This is a genomic window from Campylobacter jejuni (genome assembly GCF_001457695.1).
In the GTDB taxonomy this organism is placed as follows: Bacteria; Campylobacterota; Campylobacteria; order Campylobacterales; family Campylobacteraceae; genus Campylobacter_D; species Campylobacter_D jejuni.
In genome coordinates this window covers 383,687-407,444 of record NZ_LN831025.1, presented here as the reverse complement: position 1 = coordinate 407,444, position 23,758 = coordinate 383,687, and the positions used below count along the sequence as shown (strand labels likewise).

Sequence of the window (23,758 nt, the reverse complement as noted above, 5' to 3'; positions counted from 1 at the left end):
TTCCTTACATATATAAACCACCATTGATCTTAAGCACATCACCTGTCACATAAGAGGCATAATCACTAAGTAAAAACGCTACACAATTAGCCACTTCTTCAGGTTCTGCAAAGCGTTTTAAAGGGATATTATCTTGATAAACTTGTTTGATTTCATCGCTTAAAACTTCAGTCATATCGCTTTTTATAAAACCTGGAGTTACACAGTTAAAGCGTAAATTTCTACTTGCTCCTTCTTTAGCAAAAGATTTAGTCATAGCTATCATTCCACCTTTACTAGCAGAATAATTTACTTGTCCAGCATTACCCATTTCTCCGACAATAGAAGCGATATTCACAACAGCACCAAAGCGTTTTTTACTCATGGTTTTTAAAGCTTCTCTACAACCTAAAAAAGCTGAGCTTAAATTCGTATCCACAATGCCACTAAAGTCCTCTAATTTCATTCTTAAAGCAAGTTTATCATTTGTAACGCCTGCGTTATTTACAAGATAACTTAACTCTCCATCGCTCTCCACTATGGTTTTTACACCATTTTCAAACTCATCTTCTTTGCTTGCATCAAATTTAATCACAGCAGCAACGCCACCACTTGCAATAATTTCATCTTTTAAAGCATCTGCAAGTTCAGGTTTTGAACGATAATTAATCCAAACTTTAAGTCCAAAACCCGCCAAAGTTTTTGCGATAGAAGCACCTATACCCTTACTTGCTCCAGTAATTAAAACATTTTTTCCACTAAATTTCATTATCTATCCTTAATAAGTTTAATTTTAAAAATTGCAATCTTAACAAATTTCTTATAAAAAAGGCAAACAAACTAAAATAAAGCCTCATTCATTTCTTTTGGAATTTCTAAGTCTAAAATTTTAAGCACGCTTGCAGCTATATTACTCAGCCCCATATTGACTTTAATCTTTGAAACTCCCCTTGCTTGCACAAAAACAAAAACATCAAAAGCAGTGTGATTGGTAAGCAAATTTCCTTTTTCATCTTGCATAGCTTCGCAATTTCCATGATCGCTTGTAATGATAAAAGCATAATCATGCTTTTTTGCACATTCTACAATCTCGCCCAAACAAGTATCCACCGCCTCAACAGCCTTTATAGCAGCATTAAAATCGCCTGTATGTCCCACCATATCTCCATTTGCAAAATTTACCACTATAAAATCTTCGCCCTTTTCTATACCTTTTTTCACTGCATTACACACTTCAAAAGCACTCATTTGGGGTTTTTCATCATAAGTTTTTACCTTGGGGCTTGGGATTAAAACCCTTGTTTCATTTTCCAAAAGCTCTTCTTTTCCGCCATTAAAAAAGAAAGTTACATGGGCATATTTTTCGGTTTCTGCGGTATGAAGCTGACTAAGCCCTGCTTTAGAAATCACTTGTGCTAAAGTATTTTCAATTTTTTCTTTTTCAAAAAGCACAGGGAGTTTAAATTTATCATCATAAACACTCATAGTAAGTAAATTTTCAAAGACTTTTTCACACTCAAACTCTTTAAAATCCTTAGAATTTAACACTTCAACGAGTTGTTTCATTCTATCATTTCTAAAATTGATAAAGATAATGCCATCTTCTTCTCTCATACCCTTATAATTCTCATTTTGCACTGCTTTGATAAACTCATCAGTAATATTTTCATCGTAAGATTTTTGTAGGTATTCTAATAAATTTGGCACCTTATAAGCCTTACCCAATAAACACTCATAATATTCTTTCACCCTATCCCAACGCTTATCTCTATCCATAGCATAAAAACGCCCACAAAGTGTAGCAAAATGCACACCTAGATTTTCACAAAATTCTTTTAAATCTTTTATGAAATTTAAGCCACTTTTTGGACTTACATCACGCCCATCAGTGATTGCGTGAGCAAAAACTTCATTGCCATTTTTCGCACAAATTTCAAGCATGGCTTTAAAATGTGTATCCATAGAATGCACTCCGCCATCACTATAAAGCCCTATAATATGCACTCTTTTACATTTTGCTAAAAGTTTTTGCAAATTCTCATTTTTTTCAAGTTCTTTGTTTTCAATGGCTTTATTAATACGCACTAAATTTTGATAAATAATACGCCCACTTCCTATGCACATATGCCCTACTTCACTATTTCCCATTTGTCCTTCTGGCAAACCTACAGCCAAACCACTCGTTTTTAGTAAAGAATTTGGAACTTCCTTAAAAAGCTTTTCATAACTTGGTTTTTTAGCTGCTTCAAAAGCATTAAACTTACTATTCTTATTATACCCTATTCCATCTGTAATAATTAAAACGCATTTTTGCTTCATTTTTCTCTCTTTTATAAGAATTTTTTTGGTTAGATTTTACTAAAATTAAACTTTTAAAAACCAAAAAGAAGGCTAGGTTTTGTATTATCTTTCAGATTTAAGTCATTATGCTTTTTTTACTTATATTAGTGTGCGTGCAGGATTTGCATTTTTTATCGCTTTATGTTTGTCTTTATTTTTAATGCCTAAATTTATTACTTGGGCAAAGGCTAAAAATGCTAGTCAACCTATTTACGAATACGCCCCAGAAACTCATAAAACCAAATGTCATACTCCAACCATGGGTGGGCTTATTTTCATCAGTTCTGCAGTAATCGCAAGTTTATTTTGTATCAAATTTGATAATATTTTTGCTATAAGTGCTTTACTTTGTTTGATACTTTTTTGTTTGATAGGACTCATAGATGATTTAGGCAAAGTTCTAAAAAAAGATAATCATTCAGGACTTAGTCCAAGAATGAAGCTTTTAGCACAAATCATCGCTGGACTTATCTGCATCTTACCTTTATATTTTAGTTCAGAGCTTAGCACGGAACTTTTTATACCTTTTTATAAACACCCTCTTTTTGATATGGAAATTTTTGCCATTGCTTTTTGGATTTTGGTTTTAATTTCTAGCTCTAATGCTGTAAATTTAACCGATGGACTTGATGGCTTAGCTACAGTTCCAAGCATTTTTTCTTTATCTACTTTAGGGATATTCTTATATTTGAGTGGAAATTTAAATTATAGTGAATATTTACTTTTGCCAAAAATTCAAGGACTTGGTGAAGTAGTGATTATTTGTGCAGCACTAATCGGTGCTTTAATAGGATTTTTATGGTACAACTGTTATCCTGCACAAGTTTTTATGGGAGATAGTGGAAGTTTAGCTTTAGGTGGCTTTATAGGATTTTTAGCTATCATTAGCAAAAATGAAATTTTACTTTTACTCATAGGTTTTGTTTTTGTCCTTGAAACTGTTTCTGTAATTTTACAAGTTGGAAGTTTTAAAATTTTTAATAAAAGAGTCTTTAAAATGGCACCTATTCATCATCATTTTGAAAAAGTTGGCTGGGTAGAAAATAAAATTATAGTGCGTTTTTGGATGATAGCCCTACTTTCAAATTTATTTGCACTTGCATCAATAAAGCTAAGATAATGAAAATTTCACTTTTTGGATACGGAAAAACCACACATGCTATTGCTGAAAATTTGGTAGATAAATTTGGACCTTTTGATATCTATGATGATCATTTTACAAAAACAAAAAAAGATACACTAGGAAATTTACTTTTAAATCCTAATGATTTTGATGATAATTTAAGCGATATTGAAATTCCTAGTCCAGGTTTTCCACCAAAGCACAAACTCATTCAAAAAGCAAAAAATTTACAAAGCGAATATGACTTTTTTTATGATATCATGCCAAAATCCGTTTGGATAAGCGGAACCAATGGCAAAACCACCACCACACAAATGGCTACACATTTATTATCACACATTGGTGCTGTTATGGGTGGAAATGTTGGAACTCCTTTAGCAGAGCTTGATCCTTATGCAAAACTTTGGATACTTGAAACTTCATCTTTCACCCTACACTATACTCATAAAGCTAAACCTGAAATTTATGCACTTTTACCTATAAGTCCTGATCATCTTTCTTGGCATGGAAGTTTTGATAATTATGTTCAAGATAAGCTAAGCATTTTAAAAAGAATGAATGAATGTGATGTAGCAATACTGCCTAAAATTTATGCAAATACTCCAACAAAAGCTCATATAATAAGCTATAAAGATGAAAAAGATCTGGCTGCTAAATTTGGCATTGATACGGAAAAAATTTCCTTTAAAAGTCCTTTTTTACTCGATGCTATCATGGCTTTAGCCATAGAAAAAATTCTACTTGATACTTTAAGCTATGAGCTTTTAAATAGCTTTGTAATGGAAAAAAATAAACTCGAAGAGCTTAAAGACAGTCGAAATAGGCTTTGGGTAAATGACACTAAAGCTACAAATGAAAGTGCTGTAATGGCTGCACTTAGTCGCTATAAAGATAAAAAAATTCATCTTATCATAGGGGGAGATGATAAGGGTGTAGATCTTAGTAATTTATTTGATTTTATGAAAGGATTTGATATAGAACTCTATGCTATAGGTATTAGTACTGAAAAAATGCTTGATTATGCAAAAAAAGCGAATTTGAAAGCCTATAAATGTGAAGTTTTATCTAAAGCTGTAAATGAAATTTCAAATCGCTTAAAAATCAATGAAGTGGCTCTTTTAAGTCCCGCTTGTGCAAGTTTAGATCAGTTTAACTCTTACGCAGAGCGTGGAAAAATCTTTAAAGAATGCGTGAATAAAATTTAATTTATTTTACTTTTCATACAAATATTACCTTCCAAACCCCTAAAAACACCCTATTCTCTCTAAAAACCCTAACCAGCAACAAACTCTTTTTTAAACACGATTCTAAGCACCATCTAAAACAACAATAAAAATAAACATAGGATTTATGTATAAAGTAAGTAATGAAGATATTTAACAAGTCCGCAATGAGCTACTTTCCCCCTGCCAGTAAGGCGTAGTATCATCACCCACGATGTGCTTAGCTTCTTGGTTCGGGATGGAGCAAGGCGTTTCCACATCTGTATAATCACGGACATTGTTATTTAAATATTCTTTGAAAGATTGAATTTAAGAATAAAGCCTAATCTTTTATTTCTTTACTTTTTTCTTATCTTTTATCTTTGATAAGTTTTTATATAGAATACTTAAAAAACAATGTTAAGAGCAAGTTCTAATACAAACTCTACTTGAAAGATTTCTACTAAACTCTAAATATTATCTATATTTAAAGTATTCTTAAAAACCTTAACAAGGAAGTGATGCTTTATTAAAGATAAGCCAAACGCTCTATTAGTACTGATCAGCTAAAGGACTTTCATCCATTACACACCCAGCCTATCAAACTAGTAGTCTTCTAGAGAGCTTAGAGAAGATTCATCTTAGAGTTGGCTTCACGCTTAGATGCTTTCAGCGTTTATCCTTTCCAAACTTAGCTACGCTGCGATGCTCTTGGCAGAACAACAGCTACACCAGTGGTTTGTTCAACCCGGTCCTCTCGTACTAGGGTCAAATCTCTTCAATCTTCTTACGCCCACGGCAGATAGGGACCGAACTGTCTCACGACGTTCTGAACCCAGCTCGCGTACCGCTTTAAATGGCGAACAGCCATACCCTTGGGACCTGCTCCAGCCCCAGGATGCGATGAGCCGACATCGAGGTGCCAAACCTCCCCGTCGATGTGAGCTCTTGGGGGAGATCAGCCTGTTATCCCCGGGGTACCTTTTATCCTTTGAGCGATGGCCCTTCCACACAGAACCACCGGATCACTAAGACCGACTTTCGTCTCTGCTTGACTTGTATGTCTTGCAGTTAAGCTGGCTTATACCTTTATACTCTACGAACGATTTCCAACCGTTCTGAGCCAACCTTTGTAAGCCTCCGTTATTATTTGGGAGGCGACCGCCCCAGTCAAACTACCCACCAGACATTGTCCCACTTGAGGATAACTCAAGCTGGTTAGCTACCCAAATAAGAAAGAGTGGTATCTCAACAATGGCTCATATACAACTGGCGTCATATACTCAAAGCCTCCCACCTATCCTGCACATTCTTATCCAAGTAGCAGTGTCAAGCTGTAGTAAAGGTCCACGGGGTCTTTCCGTCTTGCCGCGGGTAGGAGGAATTTTCACCTCCACTACAATTTCACTGGATCCCTCTTTGAGACAGCTCCCATCTCGTTACGCCATTCATGCAGGTCGGTATTTAACCGACAAGGAATTTCGCTACCTTAGGACCGTTATAGTTACGGCCGCCGTTTACTCGGGCTTCGATCAAGAGCTTCGCTAATGCTAACCCCATCAATTAACCTTCGAGCACCGGGCAGGCGTCACACCCTATACATCCTCTTACGAGTTAGCAGAGTGCTGTGTTTTTGGTAAACAGTCGGGAGGGACTCTTTGTTGTAAGTTTCTTCGCTTTCGGAGTAAATCCTAATACAAAGCTAACCACACCTTATACCGAAGATACGGTGCTATTTTGCAGAGTTCCTTAAAGAGAGTTCTTCCACGCGCCTTAGAATACTCATCCCACCCACCTGTGTCGGTTTACGGTACGGGCAACATTAGCTAAACTTAGAAACTTTTCTTGGCTCGACGGCATCAGGGGTTCTTCTATCCATCCGAAGACTTCAAAAAGCCTTTCAGTTCTCGGAGTATTGTTATACGGATTTTCCTGTATAACCTCCTACGACCTTAGACTAGCACTTCCATCCGCTAGCCCCCTTAGCCCTAAGCGTCCTTCCATCGCACACTAATGTTGGTATTGGAATATTAACCAATTTGCCATCGTCTACCCCTTTCGGACTCGACTTAGGACCCGACTAACCCTACGATGACGAGCATCGCGTAGGAAACCTTGGGTTTACGGCGTTAATGATTCTCACATTAATTATCGCTACTCATGCCTGCATGCTCACTTCTATTCGCTCCAGCACTCCTTACCGGTATACCTTCGACGCAAATAGAACGCTCTCCTACCACTTAGTAAACTAAGTCTACAGCTTCGGTACTTACTTTAGCCCCGTTATATTTTCCGCGCAAAATCACTAGACCAGTGAGCTATTACGCTTTCTTTAAAGGATGGCTGCTTCTAAGCCAACCTCCTGGTTGTTTAAGTAACTTCACATCGTTTTCCACTTAAGTAAGATTTAGGGACCTTAGCTGGTAGTCTGGGTTGTTTCCCTCTTGACGACGGATTTTATCACTCGCCGCCTGACTGCTGTGATTACATATAAGGTATTCGGAGTTTGATAGGGTTTGGTACATTGGTGTATGCCCTAGCCCATTCAGTGCTCTACCCCCTTATATTACGACACAACGCTATACCTAAATATATTTCGGAGAGAACCAGCTATCACGAAGTTTGATTGGCCTTTCACCCCTATCCACAAGTCATCCCGGGGCTTTTCAACGCCTATGGGTTCAGTCCTCCACTAGTTCTTACACTAGCTTCAACTTGCTCATGGATAGATCACTTCGTTTCGGGTCTGCAGCATCTGACTAAGCGCCCTATTCAGACTCGCTTTCGCTACGGCTTCGCGTTTGCTTAACCTTGCCAGACACCACAACTCGCAGGCTCATTATGCAAAAGGCAGTCCATCACACTGTATTGCTACATAGTGCTCTGAATGATTGTAAGCAAATGGTTTCAGGTTCTATTTCACTCTGATCACCTCAGTTCTTTTCACCTTTCCCTCACGGTACTTGTGCACTATCGATCTGGTATTAGTATTTAGGGTTGGATCGTGGTCGACCCGGATTCAGACAGGATTCCTCGTGTCCCGCCCTACTCAGGATACTGCTAGCTAAGCTTTGTTTTTCGCATACGGGACTATCACCCTCTATGGCTATACTTTCCAGAATGTTCTGCTAAACTCAGCTCTTGCACATTGCAGTCCTACAACCCCCAGTGCAAGCACTGGGTTTGCCCTCTTGCGCTTTCGCTCGCCGCTACTGACGCAATCTCTATTGATTTCTTTTCCTGAGGGTACTAAGATGTTTCAATTCCCCTCGTTCGCTCCTATATAGGTAATGTATATCTCTATACATTGGGTTGCCCCATTCGGAAATCTACGGATCAAAGCTTCTTGACAGCTCCCCGTAGCTTATCGCAGTCTAGTACGTCCTTCATCGCCTTTACCAGTCAAGGCATCCACCATTCGCTCTTAGTAGCTTACCTTTTTTTACCTTTTATTATTGATTCTAAAACGCATCACTTCCTTGTTAAAGTTTTTATGATAAGACTTCTTTATCTTAAGACGGAAAGCATTCAAACACTTAATATAAAACTAAATGATTTAGTCTCAACTAAGCTGTGAGTTTGAAACTTGTCTTTAATTTATAAATCTTAAATCTAATATTCTCTTTATTATAGAAATAAAGATAATTAAAAGATATAAGTTAAACCAAAGAAAAGATAAATAGGTTTTATCCTTTAACAAGTCCTGTAAAATTGTTTTTATTAAAACTTGCTTGTGACTCTTAACAATGATAATTAAAAAGAACATTTAGGTTTAAAACCTAAAGGAAGCATATATATTAAATAATCTCATTATAAATATAAATACATAATGTATATGTTATTTATATTTATTAAAGTATATTCTTTTATAGTTAAAGATAAAAATAAATCTAAGTATAGAGTTTGTATTTTATATTTAATCTACTTTATATACTTGCTTTAGATTTTAAAGCTTTTTTATTCAAATCTTTTTTATGGTGGGCCTAACAAGACTTGAACTTGTGACCTCACCCTTATCAGGGGTGCACTCTAACCAGCTGAGCTATAGGCCCTTAATAGATGGTGGAGAATAGCGGGATCGAACCGCTGACCTCCTGCGTGCAAAGCAGGCGCTCTCCCAGCTGAGCTAATTCCCCATAAACAATTAGCTTTATCATCAATCTTTGAAATCTAAACAAGAATCAATTGAGTTTATATATTGAAGTAATAGTTGTGAGACTTATTACTTTGTACTCTAGAAAGGAGGTGATCCAACCGCAGGTTCTCCTACGGTTACCTTGTTACGACTTCACCCCAGTCGCTGATTCCACTGTGGACGGTAACTAGTTTAGTATTCCGGCTTCGAGTGAAATCAACTCCCATGGTGTGACGGGCGGTGAGTACAAGACCCGGGAACGTATTCACCGTAGCATGGCTGATCTACGATTACTAGCGATTCCGGCTTCATGCTCTCGAGTTGCAGAGAACAATCCGAACTGGGACATATTTTATAGATTTGCTCCACCTCGCGGTATTGCGTCTCATTGTATATGCCATTGTAGCACGTGTGTCGCCCTGGGCATAAGGGCCATGATGACTTGACGTCGTCCACACCTTCCTCCTCCTTACGAAGGCAGTCTATTTAGAGTGCTCGGCCGAACCGTTAGCAACTAAATACGTGGGTTGCGCTCGTTGCGGGACTTAACCCAACATCTCACGACACGAGCTGACGACAGCCGTGCAGCACCTGTCTCTAAGTTCTAGCAAGCTAGCACCCTCATATCTCTATAAGGTTCTTAGGATATCAAGCCCAGGTAAGGTTCTTCGCGTATCCTCGAATTAAACCACATGCTCCACCGCTTGTGCGGGTCCCCGTCTATTCCTTTGAGTTTTAATCTTGCGACCGTACTCCCCAGGCGGTACACTTAATGCGTTAGCTGCATTACTGAGATGACTAGCACCCCAACAACTAGTGTACATCGTTTAGGGCGTGGACTACCAGGGTATCTAATCCTGTTTGCTCCCCACGCTTTCGCGCCTTAGCGTCAGTTGAGTTCCAGCAGATCGCCTTCGCAATGGGTATTCTTGGTGATATCTACGGATTTTACCCCTACACCACCAATTCCATCTGCCTCTCCCTCACTCTAGACTATCAGTTTCCCAAGCAGTTTAATGGTTAAGCCATTAGATTTCACAAGAGACTTGATAATCCGCCTACGCGCCCTTTACGCCCAGTGATTCCGAGTAACGCTTGCACCCTCCGTATTACCGCGGCTGCTGGCACGGAGTTAGCCGGTGCTTATTCCTTAGGTACCGTCAGAATTCTTCCCTAAGAAAAGGAGTTTACGCTCCGAAAAGTGTCATCCTCCACGCGGCGTTGCTGCGTCAGGGTTTCCCCCATTGCGCAATATTCCCTACTGCTGCCTCCCGTAGGAGTCTGGACCGTGTCTCAGTTCCAGTGTGACTGATCATCCTCTCAGACCAGTTAAGCGTCATAGCCTTGGTAAGCCATTACCTTACCAACTAGCTGATACTATATAGTCTCATCCTACACCGAAAAACTTTCCCTACTCAACTTGTGTTAAGCAGGAGTATAGAGTATTAGCAGTCGTTTCCAACTGTTGTCCTCTTGTGTAGGGCAGATTAACTATACCTTACTCACCCGTGCGCCACTAATCCACTTCTAGCAAGCTAGAAGCTTCATCGTTCGACTTGCATGTATTAGGCACGCCGCCAGCGTTCACTCTGAGCCAGGATCAAACTCTCCATAAAAATTATAGATAGTTTAATCTTTTTCTTCAAAGAAAAAGTTATGAAAGATTAAAAGAAAAGTTTTTAATCTTTTTAATTATTAGATTGAATAGATTTTACATAATTGCTTATGCCTAAATCTTTCTGGCTCAATCGATCACTTATTTAGATTTCAAAGATTGACTAATAAGATTTGAATAACAATACTAATTTAAAAGAACAAAACAAAAAACCATTTTTAAAAGAAAAGTTTTTAAATTAAAAAACAAGATTTATAAAAAAGCTTTTAGTTTATAAGATAAAAACCAAAAGAGTTAATTTATAAAATCTACTAAGCTAGTGAAACTTTATAATTTAAAAGATTTTAAGTCCTTTTTTCAAAAAAGGAAATGAAAGTATAACCAATTAAACTTAAAAGGGGATTAAATAAAGGATTAAATAGTATAAATATTTGTGTAAGTATTTATATTAAGTATTTGGTGGGTTGAAAAATGGGGGCTATATTTTAGAGCACTCGTAATTTTTATTTTTTATATTAACAAATTGACCTTTAAGTGTTTTAAAATCTGGAATATAAGCATAACCGCTAAGCGTATCTATAACGATACAAAGAGCATGCTTTTTTGATAACAAACGTATAATGCAATCTGAATTATTCTTTGCTAAAGTTTTTTCATATGCATAATTGGCATTTTTTAACGGAGAATACACTCTGCCCATTTCATCAAATACTAATCTGGTAAATCTCGAACAAGATCCTTTGAATTCAACCTTTTCTATTCCGAATCTTTTTGTAATATTAAATCTTTGTGTAGTTTTTTCATCATCTTTACTAATAACCCCACTTTGACCTGAATTCATTAATTTGTTATGATTGATTACATCAACAGCAATTTCTCTATCTATATTGATTTCAGTTTTACCTAAATTAGCATTTCCATCGCCATTTTTATCCAAGAAAATAGTATATGTTTGATCATAACCTGTAGCAGCTGATTTTATAAAATAAATCTGCCACTTACTTTTAAACCACTCTCTTTTTGCGATAGCCAACTCATCAACTCTTATACCTTCTTGCATCATGGCTAAACTTTGGGTATATTGGATATCATTAAGAATTTGTATTGCGCCTTCTAGCAGATTGTCTTTTTTTAAGTAAAGACTGCCTAAATTAAAAACTATACCTAAAATGAGAATTATAAACACAAATTCCAACAAACTGAAAGCTTTAATCATAGTTTAAAATCTGATATACTTTTTCATATTTTCCAAGTTTTACTTTAACAATTTTTTTGTCCATATCATGCTTATCGGCTTGTTTTAAAGCTTTTAAATAAAACTTATTGCTATTTTTTATTCCATAAAATCGCAATCTTTTTTGCAAACTTGGGGCTGTTGCAAGCTCTAAAACATCTTGTTTTTTTAATTCTAGCGCCAATTCTTTAGCAAAATGATAATTATTGGCAAAATGACGATTTGGATTGTTTATAAAATAATACAATAATTGATTAGCGACGATTAAAAAGTAACAAAATATCAAAAAAATTATAGAACATTCTATAAAGATTTTATGCCTTAATCGAAAAACTGGCAATCTCACTCTATAACTTTGCATTAAAGTTTTTATAAGCAAAGGAGTGCAAATAACACAAAAAGGCAAAAAATCATCTAAAAAAAGTTTTTGTCTTAAAGAAAGCAACAAACAAAATACAAATGTTACGCTCATTAAAAACCATAATAAATTTTTATATTTTTGAAAAGTCAAACGATAAATAGTATAAAAAAAATACACAAAAACCAAAGGAGAAAAACATGCAGCAAAAATTCCTAAGGTATCTAAAAAATAACCTCTTGGACGACCACCTGTATCAAAACCATAAAAACTGATACTCGCTCCAAACAAAACAAGAGATAAGGTAAATAAAATAGCATTTCTTTTATAAATCCCAAAAAAGAAAAAAGTTAAAAATAAAATATTAAAAGATTTATCAACAAATAATACTATAATCAATAATATATAAAAAAGCCATTTTTTTTCATATTCGTAAGCACATAATATAGCAAGGGTTAAAAAAATCACCAAAGATGCGGCATTAACCAGTAAAGCACTTGCAACAGTACCCGGCAATAAAACAAATAACAATAAAGAAAAAAAAGCATCAATTTTAGTTTTAGTATATTTTAAAGCTAGCAAATACAAAAGCAAACAACTTAAAAAATGAAAAAATAAAAAAGGAAGCCTTAAACCAAAATCATTTTGCCCAAAAATAAAAGTTCCAAAATGAGATATATAATAAAGCAAACTATGGGAAAAAATAAGTGATTTACCCTGCTCACCAAAATAAATATCAGCTTCATCAGCACTAATACTCAGTGTTGAAATTCCATAAAGCAAAGCCAACAAATCAAGACTAAGTAAAATGATGATAAGTTTATAATTTTTGATTTTTTCCATAATGAAAATTTTACAAAATTAAACTTAAAATATCAATGCAAATCATATAAATATCAAATATCTTAAAAATTAACATCAAATTGATTTTAGTTTTTATAAGTATAATTTTAAACAAAAAAGGCAAAAATGCAAACTATTGATCAAATTTTTCAAACACAAATCGATATTAAAAAATCTATTTTCTTATCTTTTCTTTGCCCTTTTAAAGATTTTAAATTTTTAATAGAAACGCTAAAAAAAGAACATCCAAAAGCTGTTCATTTTGTCTATGCTTATCGTGTTTTAAATGATTTTAATCAAATTGTAGAAGATAAAAGCGATGATGGAGAGCCTAAAGGAACTTCTGGAATGCCAACTTTAAATGTTCTAAGGGGCTATGATCTTATCAATGCGGCTTTAATCACTGTAAGATATTTTGGCGGTATAAAACTTGGTACAGGGGGACTTGTAAGAGCCTATAGTGATGCGGCAAATGCCGTGATCAATAATTCTTCTTTACTTTCATTTGAATTGAAAAAAAATATAACCATTGCTATTGATTTAAAAAATTTAAATCGTTTTGAACATTTTTTAAAAACTTATTCTTTTAATTTCACAAAAGATTTTAAGGATTGCAAAGCTATATTACATATCAAATTAAATGAAAAAGAGGAGCAAGAATTTGAAATTTTTTGTAAAAATTTTGCACCTTTTGAAATAGAGAAATTATAAATTCTTGCAAGTAAATACAAAAGCTCCAAAATGGAGCTTTTGATTAAATTGCGTTCAATAAATCATTTAACAAAGTATTATTCTTACTTTGTTCATTTGCACCTTGTTGTGCAAGATTATTGTGAACGCTAGCACTTTGAGCTCTCATAGACAACTCGCCTTCATTTTGTCTAAAACGATAAGCGTAAACATTTGACATTTGAGCATAATTACTTAAATTTGAATTTGAGTTTTGCACATTGCTTTGAAAACTATTGCTAGAATTTAAAGCATCTCCGCTTGACTTCTCATCCGCCTTATTTAATATATCCATAAAATCAGAATTTCCAGATGAAGAATAATCTTCAACCTGTTTATACTGACCACTAATAGCATCGTATTCATACGAGCTGATCGTTCTATAATTTACCTGCATAGTTTTCTCCTTTCAAAATATGCAAAAACTATACAAGCAAAAAGTATTCCTTTTTTTATGTAAAAATTAATGTTTTTCAATCATGATGAGTAGGCAAATGCTCCACATCAAGCTCATTATTGGTTATAAATTCTTCCTTGGCTTTTTTACAGTTTTCATCACGCATTTTGCGGTATTCATTGCGAATCGTGATCTCTTTATCGCTTAGAGGTCTATCTTCTAAAAAACTGATATGAAAATAAGTATCATCGCTCTTTGAATAAGTTTTATAAAAATCTATATAATCAAAATAATCCTTGCCATTATCAAACTCTACGACTTCTTCTATATAAATCGTAGGCCCAAAACCCTTGTGATTTTGCGTATAGTGCCCAAAACCTGCGCTGTATTGAATTCTAAATTTAGCCATCATTTTCTCCTAAAAATTCTTGATAAGTTCCACGAAAATCCGTAAGCTTAGCATTTTCTAAATGCCAAATTCTATTAGCAAAAGCAGAAACTAACTCCCTGTCGTGGCTGATACAAAGCACTACACCTTTGAAATTATACAAAGCTTCACCCAATGCAATAATACTTTCAAGATCTAAATGGTTATCAGGTTCGTCTAAAAGCAAGAAATTCGGACGCTCTAGCATTAAACGAGAAAGCATTAAACGATGTTTTTCACCCCCACTTAAACTTGCTGCCATTTTTTCTTGATCGCTGCCACTAAAAAGCATTCTACCTAAACACTTGCGGATTTCATCTAGATCTTTAAATTTTTCACTCATAAGCCATTCGTAAAGTTTCAAATTTTCACAAATTAAATTACTTGTATCTTGAGGAAAATATCCAAGCTCTATAGTTGCCCCAAGGTGCATAGATCCACTATCTGGACTTATAGCATGAGCGATGATTTTTGCCAAAGTACTTTTGCCCACACCATTTGCCCCAATCAAAGCGATTTTATCATTTTTTTCTATTTTTAACTCCAAGTTTGAAAATAGTTGTTTATCATAAGCCTTGCCTATACCTTTAAATTCTAAAACTTCATTACCTATTTCACGATTGGTTCTAAACACTATACTAGGGTCTCTACGGCTTGAAATTTTAATCTCTTCAAGTTCTAGTTTTTCAAGTGCCTTAGCACGGCTTGTGGCTTGTTTTGCCTTAGAAGCATTTGCACTAAAACGGCGAATAAAATTTTCTAATTCTTCTCTTTCTTTCAAGGTTTTATCGCGTTTAAGCTCAGCTTGTTTTGCCAAAAGCGTTGAAGCCATATACCAATCATCGTAATTTCCCGCAAAATCACGAATTTGTTTAAAATCCACATCCAAAATTCTTGTGCAAATTTTATTTAAAAAATGCCTATCATGAGAGATGACAACCAAAGTTCCTTCATGTCTTAAAAGTTCATTTTCAAGCCAAGAAATCGCCTCTAAATCAAGGTTATTTGTAGGCTCATCTAAAAAAAGCACATCCGCACCCAAAAACAACACTTGAGCTAGTAAGACTTTAAATTTATCCGCACTTTGCAAGGTGCTCATCAAAGCATCAAAATCTTTAATCTTTAAAGAACTTAAAATTTTTTCACAACGCGTTTCACAATCATAATTTGGATCTTCTTCGGCCGTTATTATCTCAAGCTCACCTAAACGCTCATTGATCTCATCTGTAAATTCCTCGCTCATATAAAGCTTTTCTTTTTCTTTTAAAGCCTCATACAAACGCTTATTTGCACACATCACCGCATCTTTGATGGTGTAGTTTTCAAAAGCAAATTGATCTTGTCCTAAAACTGCGATTTTTAAACCTTCATCAAATACTATTTCACCACTACTTGACTCAATTTCTCCTGAAAGAATTTTTAAAAAAGTCGATTTTCCTGCACCATTAGCACCGATAAGTCCATATCTTTGTCCTCGAACAAGCTTTAAATTCACATTTTCAAATAAAAGCTGATTTGCAAAACGCATAGTAAGATTTTTTACTTCAACCATGATTTTCCTTAAATTTTTTACTTATAAAAATTTTTAAGAAATTGTATCAAAAAAAGACTTGAATTTTTAATTTTAAAATTAAATTTTTTGATAGTTAAAAATAAATTCTATAATTTTATTATAATTTTGTTTTTTAATTTTTTTATAGACTAAAAATAAATCTACTCCCCACCAAATAATGGCCAATAATAGAAAAATTCCAAACAACCCGAAAAAAATTTCAGAAATATCTAAGTTAGAATCATTTTCATAGCTAATTCCTAGTATCAAAAATAACACACAAGGAAATAAAGATAATATTATACGCAATATTCCTAATGCATAGTCTTTTATCATAAATCTATCGATTGCCAACCAACCTAAACTTAAAAAACCACATATCATACTCATAATTAGAGGTTTTATAGGATCTTGAAGTCTTAAAAATACCAAATTTGATAAAGCTTCTTTTTTATTTTGTAATTGTTCAAACTTAAGCTTTAAATTGAAAAAATCTTCTTGATTTATTTTATCTTGTATATTTAAAAGAAAAACATTATAGTCCATATCCAGTCTCCTCAAAATTAACTTTTTAAGGCATTTTTGCCTTAAAAAGTTATCTGGTAATTTCTACATATACCATACCATCATCAGTATATCTAGCAAAATACTCGATCCAAGCATCCCATTTGTAAGGGCGAGAATCAATGCTTCCATTTGCTTTTACTTGAGCTTTACAATACTGTATTTTACTTTCCTTATCGGTTAAATCGCTCATAAAACCGCTATAAGTAAATTTCAACTTTTTACGATCAACCTCAGAAAATCTACCAAAATTGTGTTCTAAAATAATCTCAGTTAAAACATTTTGTACATCTTGATCACTACATTTTGGAATACCGCTACTACAAGCACTCAAAAATACTGCCAAAATTCCAACAAACATAAATTTCGCATTAAAACATTTCATTAATTTCCTCCTTTTTTGTTCACCTAAATAATATTTTAGTTTCTCTTCATCTGTACCAAGTTCACCATTATTACTTGTAATCTCTAAAAAAACCTGTGCAATATTTGGAGCAGCAGATAAAATATTTAAAAGCAATTTTCTTTATTGCTTAAGAATTCTAAACCTCACTTGCCACAAAAACAAAATTTACTAAAAACATATCTACAATCCACCAAATCCAATTAACAAGCCACAACAAACCATATATTATCCCTAAAGCACTATATGTAATCATTAAAATACTGCAAAACATAGCTACAATTGTAATTCCCAAGCGTATAAGCCCTAAAACCCAATCTCCTATCATAAAACGACCCACTCCAAAAGCACCAAATAAAAAAATCCCTACCCAAAATACTAGAGCGGGACTTTTTAGCTTTATCATTGAAAGCTGTGCTACTACTTCTTTTTGTTTATCCTCATTTAAGCGATCAAATTTCTCTTTTAGCATCACGGTAGATGTTGCATCTTTTGGCAATTTATCGCCAATGCTGAAAAGAACCGAATTGAAATCCATAACTACTTCTTGAAAATTAAAAAATATCTCGAATTATTCCATACTATAACTTAATTAATATTGAAATATTAAATATATTTTATATAAAAGATTGAATATTTCAAGTGTTTTTAATAAAGAAATTTTAATGTAAAATTTTTTAAAGGCTAAATTTTTAAGGTAAAAAATGACAAAAAAGAGCAAGCGTGATATGGCATACGAACTAGACATTGATGTTAGCACTTTATATAATTGGAGAAAATATAAACCCAATTTATATCGTATTGTTATGCTTGGCTTTAAATTTGATGAACTTTTAGAAAATAGCAAAAAAACTCATGAAGAATTGCTTCATATAGAACAAACTATACAAGATGAGATTGCTAAATTTAAATAAAATCCACTTTTAAGCTTTTTTCTATACAATTATCACTATTTATTAAAATCAAGGATTTGAAATGTTTTTGTTAGATTTTTTAATATCATTGAGTTTTATTTTTGAAATTTCAGCACTTGTATTATCCTTTTACTTTAAAAATTCAAGAATTTTCTTTTTGACTTCAGTGCTATTAGGAGCTAAGTTGCCTTATTTTTATACAAGTTTTTTTCAAGCTAATTTATTTGTAGCTTTGTTTTTACCTATGGTTTTTACCTTATTTTGCCTTGGAAAACATCATATTTTAATTTTAAATAAAAAAAATATCGCTTCAATTACAACCCTTATTTTTATAGGTATTTTAAGTATCATTTTACCTAGAAATACTACTTTTAATAGCGCTGGTTTAGAATTCCATTTTATTACATTAAATTTTTTTAAGCCTGTGAGTGAATTAGGATTTTTATTTTTTTTAGTCGGATTAATGCTTGTTTTTATCAAAACCTTTAAAACTAAAGAATATTATCTTATTATCGCATTTTTTGCTGCATATTTTCAGTTTTTATTTCAAGAAGGAGCAGGAATAAGGTATTTTGAATTTGCAAGTTTAGTTTTTTGTTTTTATCTTTTAAATCACGCTTATAGATTGGCTTTTTTTGACACCTTAACAAAACTACCTAATGAAAAAAGCCTTACACGCTTTACAAAGGGAAAAAACAACTATATCATTGCCTTGCTTCATTTTAATGAACTAAAAGATACTAAAGAAAGCTATGCCAAACTCATCTTAAAACAAATTGCAAAAATTTTAAAACGCTTTAGAGCAAAAATTTTCATCGTAGACAATGATTTTATTTTAATTTTTAATGATAAAAATCAAGCTTTAAATCATCTTGCTTTTTTAGAATCCACCTTGAAAAACACAGAATTTAATTTAGAAAATGAAAATTTTAAACCAGATTTTAAATTGATTTGGCAAGAAAGTGAAGAAAATTTGGATAAAAATTTACAAAGTCTAAGAGCAAGACTCTTAGACTAAAAAATTATTTTTCGTTTGCTTCAACTTCGATATTTAAATTAATATCATCACTTAAAGTAATAGTTGAAGTACTTGCTGCAAATTTAAAATCAGAGCGTTTGATTTTTCCATTTAAAGAAAAGCCTATTTTTTCTTTTCCATCTTTGCCTTTAGCTACACCGCCGATTTCAGTATCTAAAACGATATCTTTAGAAACTCCAGCTATAGTTAAAGTTCCTGTCATTTTGCCTTTTTCATTATCGATTTTTTCATATTTTTTCATTGTAAAAGTCATATCAGGATATTTTTTTGCTTTGAAAAAATCATCTTGTTGTAAGTGATTATCTCTTGTTTGATTTTCTGTATTTACAGATGCGATTTTTACAGTTGCATCAAGCTTTTTAAATTCAGCACTCGCAGGATCAAAATCAATCACCGCAGAATAATCTTTGAAATTTCCTTTTATATTGCTAATTTGTAAATGTTTGATTTTAAAACCTACATCTGTATGTGCTTTATCTAAAGTATATTCTTTAGCAAACAAACCTGTGCTTAACAAAGACACCGCAACCAATGAACTTAATAAAACTTTTTTCATTTTTTTCCTTTTTTATAGTAATTTTCAATATAAAAATTTTATTAGATAAAACATAACAAATCATTAATAAAAATTAAAAAATTTTACTATTTAAAAATTTTACAAATTCTTCAAATTTAGGCAAATCAAGCTTTATTACTTCCCTTTGCTGTTTCCCCCACATACACTCTGGAAAAAACGCATCTTCTTTAAATCTTGCCATAACATGAAAATGCACCCTTGGCACATAATTTGCAAAAGAGGCGATATTGATTTTTTCAGGTTTGTAAAATTCTATCATAGCCTTTTCACAAAGTAAAATTTTTTCAAAAAGTTCCTTTTGCAACTCTAAAGGACAATCGCTAAATTCTTTATAAATTTCTTTAGTAAAAATTTTAAGCCAAGGCACTTGAGCCTCCTCTTTATCTATATAAATCAAATCATTTTCATAAATCATTACATTCCTTTGAAATTGTATTTATGATTATTTTACAAAATTTATCAAATTTTTAAGTCAAAATGCGTTAAAATTCCTAAAATTTAAAAAACAAAAAGGAGGATAAATGCAAATTAGTTCAAGTTATAACTCTTATGATTACTACTCTAGCAAACCTTCTTTTGATAAAACAAATCAATCTGATTCCACTCAAAAAGATGAAAAAAATCTTAGCGAAAATAAAGATGATAAAGAAAAAAATGGCGAACAAACCCAAATAGTTAATGGCGTAGAGCTAAGCCAAAAAGAAGTAGCTCAAGTTCGCGAACTCCAAAGTATCGATAGAAATGTAAAGGCTCATGAAGCTGCACATCAAGCAGCGGGCGGCGGCTTAGCAGGTGCTGCAAGTTTTACTTATACAAGAGGCCCTGATAATCAAATGTATGCTACAGCGGGCGAAGTTCCTATCAGCATGCAAAAAGGAAACACACCAGAAGAAACTATAGCCAATGCAAGACAAATCGCAGCAGCAGCTATGGCTCCTGCTGATCCTAGCCCACAAGACTATAAAGTTGCAGCAAATGCTGCAAAAATGGAATTTGAAGCAAGAGCTGAAGCAATGAAGCTTAAAGCCGAAGAAGCCAAAGAAAAAGAAGAAGAAAATAAAGAAAAAGATGACAAAAATTCAGAAAATAGCTTAGAAAAAACAGATAAAGATTCAAAAAACAACGATAAAAATTCAAATTTTGATAAAGACTTTAAAAATTTTGTTGCTAGAACTTATCAACAAAACTCACAAAATAACGACATTAAATTCAATATCGCATCTTAAAATTCTTAATTTAAATAAAAAATTTCCTTATGGAAACGATGACTTGAATTCGCATGTAAAATATTTAACATTTTTTATCCTTTTTATAATTTAAATTTTTGCATTTTCAAGCTTTAATATCTATACTTTTTGGTGCAGAATTTAAAGAAAGAATTTTATTAAATTCTCCTGCATCATCATCACTAAATTTCACACCAAAAAGAATTTCTAATTCTTTACTAGTGCTAAATTTACCTTCTAATAGTTTTTTTACAAGTTCGTTTCTTATATTATCATCTTTGTAAGTTTCTTTGTTTTTACTTTCTGCTTGTATAGGTTTAAAAGGCTTTTCTTTGCCTTCTTCTGAAGTTTCTTTGCTATTTATATTTTTTAAAGGATTGCTATAATCTACACCTTTTGCCTTTTCTGCTTCTTCTAGTGATTTTACAAACTCATCGTGTCTTTGTTTAAAATCAAGATATTTGGTTTTAAATTCTTCTAGGCTCATATTAGAATTAATAAGCTTATTGTATTCATCTCCTAAATTCTTAATAGTTTTTATTAGTTTATCATCTCCTAAATTTTTGGCTCTATTTATATAATTCCATATTGATAAACTATCTCCCATAGGATTGCCCCAGCCATCTTGCTCGTAGGAGTATTTTAAAGGATTTTTATTCATAAAGGACAAAAATTCTTTTATTTCATTGTTGTCCGTATCGCTATTAAGTCCAGCTAATTTGCCCAATAAGGTTGTTTGTCCTTTAATTGTGTTAAGATTATTTATAAAAAACGCAATTAAAGCACCACCTTTAGATATTTTGTTATCATGTATTTGATATTTGTTAGAACCCAAATCTGCTATATTTTCATCAGTAAGCTTCCAAATGAAAGCATTATCGCTTTGTAATTCTTGCCAATAATTTACCCCATCTTTTTGGGATAGATTTTTTAAATCCTGTTCTTGAAAGCTTTCTCCTAATCCCTTATCTTTAACAAAAGAAGAAAAAGAGTTATAAGCATTTCCTATTGTTTTAGCAATATTTGAGAGTAAAAAGGTTGTCTTTTAATAAAGTTATTTACAAAATTATTTAAACCATCTGCATAAATCTTATAATCTTTTGGCAAACCTGCTGCTTCGTTGAAATCACTTGTAAAAAAGCCCTCTTTATCTACGCCATAGCCTAAAATTTTATCTACCGCTTGTGATTTATCACTTACAAGGTTATTATTTGCTATGACATTAGATGATTTTGTATTTGAGGTATTATTTGTGTAATTGTAGTTTGAATAAGAATTTATACCATTAATCATTTTTGCCTTCCTTGATATTATATACTATATCGGAAGAAAATTAAAATTTATAATCTTGAGAGTTTTCAAAAACTCTCAAGTTATTATCAAGCTAAGCTTTTTCCACTTTTATGATATTTTAAAATACCTTCAGCACAGCGATAAGCCAAAGCTCCCACAGTATCAGTTGGATTATATCCACTATTGTGTTGGAAATTTCCTGCTCCTACAACAAAAAGATTATCCGCATCCCAGTGTTGTAAATAAGTATTAACCACACTAGTTTCTCTATCTGCACCCATTGTTGTTCCACCTGTGTTATGAGTAGATTGATAAGGCACAACGCTATAATCCTTAAGATAAGCACCTTTTTTGATTGATTTTACTCCTTGCATTCTTTTTGCTACTTCAGCTGTTTTATCTGTAATAAATTTATGCAAAGCTCTATCTTGATCGGTGAAATTATAAGTTAAGCGTAAAAGTGGCATACCAAAAGCATCTTTATAAGTTGGATCAAGACTTAAATAATTATTCTTATGAGGCAAAGAAGCACCTTGTCCTGCTACGGTAATAGCTCTTGTGAAATTATAGTTTAATGCTTTTTTAAATTCAGCACCCCAAGTTGGAGCTCCTGCTGGAAGTGGGGCTGATTGCATAGGGCGAGTTCCAAGCTGAACGCTATAAATCATAGCTCCATGAAGGAATTTTTCCTTAGAATGATCAAAATTATCTCCGTTAAAATCATCACTCGTAGTTCCTAAAGCACCTGAACCCATGAAGGTGTTAAATTGCTCATCAAAGAAAGCTGTTGTACCCATGTTCATTTGATAACAATAATTTCTACCTAAAGTTCCTTTACCTGTTTTTGGATCGTATTGCTCACCTATGTTGCTTACCATTAAAAGCTTAGCATTGTTAAACATATAACTTGTAAGCACAACTATATCAGCAGGTTGAATATACTCTTTCATCGTTCTAGTATCGACAAATTTTACCCCCGTTACTTTTCCGTCTTTTTTAAGAATTTGCGTTACATTGCTATAAGTGCGTATAGTGTATTTACCTGTGCTCATAGCCTTTGGAATTACTGTGTTTAAAGGACTTGCTTTTGCGCCATACTCACAACCAAAACGCTCACAATACGCACAGTATTGACAAGGAGCTAAATCTTGACCATCAGGGTTTGTATAGCCACCTTTAGAATTTGAAGCTGGCAAACGATAAGTGTGTAAATTTGAACTTTTTGCTGCACTTTCAAATCGTTTAAGCATTTTAGTATTTTCAAGAGGTTCTTGTGGATAAGGACTGGATCTAAAAGCTCCCATTTTTTCCGCTAAAGGATTTGGCTCACCTGATACCCCACAGGTTTTTTCAAATCTATCATAATAAGGCTCCATATCCTTATAAGTCACACCCCAATCTTGCAAGGTATAATCATTACCTAATTTATTACCATATCTTTGTTTGCTTAGGGTTTGAATTTCAAAGTCATAAGGCATAAACCTAAAAGTCCAACCATTCCAATGCACCCCTGCACCGCCAACATTATTACCCAATAAAAACGAACCCATTTTACGATAAGGTAAGGCTAAACCGCTAGGATCATGGCGAAAAGTCACAGTGTCTTTCGAGCAATCTTGCATCAAACCATAATTAATCCCGTATCTCCACTCATCATGGATAAAATTAAAATTTTCAGTACTTTGCATATGTCCGCGTTCTAAACTAAGTACATTCAAACCTGCTTTAGTAAGCTCTGCAGCCACTATACCTCCAGTCCATCCTGCTCCAACTGTTACCACATCTACTTTTTTTAATACTTCAGCCAT

General features: G+C 33.3%; 20 protein-coding genes, 2 tRNA genes, 3 rRNA genes and 1 pseudogene. 6 read left to right on the top strand and 20 right to left on the bottom strand.

Annotated features, from left to right (window positions below; all coding sequences use genetic code 11):
- Positions 1–4 precede the first annotated feature (4 nt).
- Genes fabG through gpmI form a run of 3 tightly spaced genes read right to left on the bottom strand, consistent with a single transcriptional unit; the run spans position 5 to position 2,298 of the window.
- Positions 5–748 carry a 3-oxoacyl-ACP reductase FabG gene (fabG, locus tag AT682_RS02145; RefSeq protein ID WP_002882378.1) on the bottom strand — a complete coding sequence of 248 codons (744 nt, stop codon included), beginning with the start codon at positions 746–748 and terminating at the stop codon, positions 5–7.
- On the bottom strand, positions 738–836 hold the full coding sequence (locus AT682_RS09980) for a hypothetical protein (RefSeq protein ID WP_002869268.1): 99 nt from the start codon (positions 834–836) through the stop codon (positions 738–740). Before AT682_RS09980 ends, fabG begins: the two co-directional genes overlap by 11 nt.
- Positions 820–2,298, bottom strand: a complete 1,479-nt coding sequence (gene gpmI / locus AT682_RS02135) for a 2,3-bisphosphoglycerate-independent phosphoglycerate mutase (RefSeq protein WP_002882377.1) — start codon at positions 2,296–2,298, stop codon at positions 820–822. Before gpmI ends, AT682_RS09980 begins: the two co-directional genes overlap by 17 nt.
- Before the next feature lie 79 nt (positions 2,299–2,377).
- On the opposite strand from gpmI, the gene mraY reads away from it, so the two are divergent.
- Both mraY and murD read left to right on the top strand, forming a co-directional pair.
- Entirely contained in the window at positions 2,378–3,439 is a 1,062-nt protein-coding gene (mraY, locus tag AT682_RS02130; RefSeq protein WP_002882375.1) for a phospho-N-acetylmuramoyl-pentapeptide-transferase, read from the top strand.
- Positions 3,439–4,647 carry a UDP-N-acetylmuramoyl-L-alanine--D-glutamate ligase gene (gene murD, locus AT682_RS02125; RefSeq protein ID WP_002882374.1) on the top strand — a complete coding sequence of 403 codons (1,209 nt, stop codon included), beginning with the start codon at positions 3,439–3,441 and terminating at the stop codon, positions 4,645–4,647. Before mraY ends, murD begins: the two co-directional genes overlap by 1 nt.
- A 177-nt stretch (positions 4,648–4,824) precedes the next feature.
- On the opposite strand, the gene rrf is transcribed toward murD, so the two are convergent.
- The 7 genes from rrf to AT682_RS02090 form a co-directional block, all read right to left on the bottom strand.
- Positions 4,825–4,941, bottom strand: a 5S ribosomal RNA gene (gene rrf, locus AT682_RS02120).
- Between the two features lie 234 nt (positions 4,942–5,175).
- Positions 5,176–8,082 (bottom strand): 23S ribosomal RNA (locus AT682_RS02115).
- Between the two features lie 537 nt (positions 8,083–8,619).
- A tRNA-Ile gene (locus AT682_RS02110) sits at positions 8,620–8,696 on the bottom strand.
- Between the two features lie 8 nt (positions 8,697–8,704).
- A tRNA-Ala gene (locus AT682_RS02105) sits at positions 8,705–8,780 on the bottom strand.
- 102 nt (positions 8,781–8,882) lie between these two features.
- A 16S ribosomal RNA gene (locus AT682_RS02100) occupies positions 8,883–10,395 on the bottom strand.
- The 16S, 23S and 5S rRNA genes sit together here with 2 tRNA genes alongside, the layout of an rRNA operon.
- 477 nt (positions 10,396–10,872) lie before the next feature.
- Positions 10,873–11,610, bottom strand: coding sequence for a hypothetical protein (locus AT682_RS02095; protein ID WP_004306424.1), 738 nt, complete (start codon positions 11,608–11,610; stop codon positions 10,873–10,875).
- Positions 11,603–12,829: a hypothetical protein gene (locus AT682_RS02090; RefSeq protein WP_004306426.1), complete on the bottom strand. Its 1,227-nt coding sequence runs from the start codon at positions 12,827–12,829 to the stop codon at positions 11,603–11,605. The genes AT682_RS02095 and AT682_RS02090 overlap by 8 nt, the downstream gene beginning before the upstream one ends.
- A 126-nt stretch (positions 12,830–12,955) precedes the next feature.
- On the opposite strand from AT682_RS02090, the gene AT682_RS02085 reads away from it, so the two are divergent.
- Positions 12,956–13,540, top strand: coding sequence for an IMPACT family protein (locus AT682_RS02085; RefSeq protein WP_002881678.1), 585 nt, complete (start codon positions 12,956–12,958; stop codon positions 13,538–13,540).
- Between the two features lie 43 nt (positions 13,541–13,583).
- Here the strand turns inward: AT682_RS02085 and AT682_RS02080 are convergent, their stop codons facing one another.
- The 6 genes from AT682_RS02080 to AT682_RS02055 all read right to left on the bottom strand — a co-directional run bounded on the left by AT682_RS02080 (position 13,584) and on the right by AT682_RS02055 (position 17,439).
- Entirely contained in the window at positions 13,584–13,955 is a 372-nt protein-coding gene (locus AT682_RS02080) for a hypothetical protein (protein ID WP_004306428.1), read from the bottom strand.
- A gap of 76 nt (positions 13,956–14,031) precedes the next feature.
- Complete coding sequence (locus AT682_RS02075) at positions 14,032–14,367, bottom strand: hypothetical protein (protein WP_079263863.1); 336 nt, start codon at positions 14,365–14,367, stop codon at positions 14,032–14,034.
- Entirely contained in the window at positions 14,357–15,934 is a 1,578-nt protein-coding gene (locus AT682_RS02070) for an ABC-F family ATP-binding cassette domain-containing protein (RefSeq protein WP_004306432.1), read from the bottom strand. Before AT682_RS02070 ends, AT682_RS02075 begins: the two co-directional genes overlap by 11 nt.
- A gap of 78 nt (positions 15,935–16,012) precedes the next feature.
- A complete protein-coding gene (locus tag AT682_RS02065; RefSeq protein WP_002780744.1) occupies positions 16,013–16,480 on the bottom strand; it encodes a hypothetical protein in 468 nt (155 codons plus the stop codon).
- A gap of 49 nt (positions 16,481–16,529) precedes the next feature.
- Positions 16,530–16,883: a hypothetical protein gene (locus AT682_RS02060; RefSeq protein ID WP_025998298.1), complete on the bottom strand. Its 354-nt coding sequence runs from the start codon at positions 16,881–16,883 to the stop codon at positions 16,530–16,532.
- Between the two features lie 157 nt (positions 16,884–17,040).
- The gene (locus tag AT682_RS02055) at positions 17,041–17,439 is read right to left on the bottom strand and encodes a hypothetical protein (RefSeq protein WP_002780740.1); all 399 of its coding nucleotides are present in this window, start codon (positions 17,437–17,439) and stop codon (positions 17,041–17,043) included.
- Positions 17,440–17,605: 166 nt separating this feature from the next.
- Here AT682_RS02055 and AT682_RS02050 point away from each other — a divergent pair, with 166 nt between their 5' ends.
- Both AT682_RS02050 and AT682_RS02045 read left to right on the top strand, forming a co-directional pair.
- Positions 17,606–17,815, top strand: coding sequence for a transcriptional regulator (locus AT682_RS02050; RefSeq protein WP_002778401.1), 210 nt, complete (start codon positions 17,606–17,608; stop codon positions 17,813–17,815).
- A 61-nt stretch (positions 17,816–17,876) separates the two neighbouring features.
- On the top strand, positions 17,877–18,833 hold the full coding sequence (locus tag AT682_RS02045; RefSeq protein WP_002780738.1) for a nucleotidyl cyclase domain-containing protein: 957 nt from the start codon (positions 17,877–17,879) through the stop codon (positions 18,831–18,833).
- Between the two features lie 4 nt (positions 18,834–18,837).
- Here AT682_RS02045 and AT682_RS02040 read toward each other — a convergent pair whose 3' ends face one another.
- The gene (locus AT682_RS02040) at positions 18,838–19,410 is read right to left on the bottom strand and encodes a YceI family protein (protein ID WP_002882507.1); all 573 of its coding nucleotides are present in this window, start codon (positions 19,408–19,410) and stop codon (positions 18,838–18,840) included.
- 73 nt (positions 19,411–19,483) lie between these two features.
- Positions 19,484–19,846, bottom strand: coding sequence for an HIT family protein (locus tag AT682_RS02035; protein ID WP_002882508.1), 363 nt, complete (start codon positions 19,844–19,846; stop codon positions 19,484–19,486).
- A gap of 106 nt (positions 19,847–19,952) precedes the next feature.
- Here AT682_RS02035 and AT682_RS02030 point away from each other — a divergent pair, with 106 nt between their 5' ends.
- On the top strand, positions 19,953–20,657 hold the full coding sequence (locus AT682_RS02030) for a putative metalloprotease CJM1_0395 family protein (RefSeq protein WP_002882509.1): 705 nt from the start codon (positions 19,953–19,955) through the stop codon (positions 20,655–20,657).
- 106 nt (positions 20,658–20,763) lie between these two features.
- Here the strand turns inward: AT682_RS02030 and AT682_RS10040 are convergent.
- Positions 20,764–21,950: pseudogene (locus AT682_RS10040) on the bottom strand (Cj0814 family flagellar-dependent secreted protein).
- Positions 21,951–22,036: 86 nt separating this feature from the next.
- Positions 22,037–23,758, bottom strand: coding sequence for a GMC family oxidoreductase (locus AT682_RS02020; RefSeq protein ID WP_002883469.1), 1,722 nt, complete (start codon positions 23,756–23,758; stop codon positions 22,037–22,039).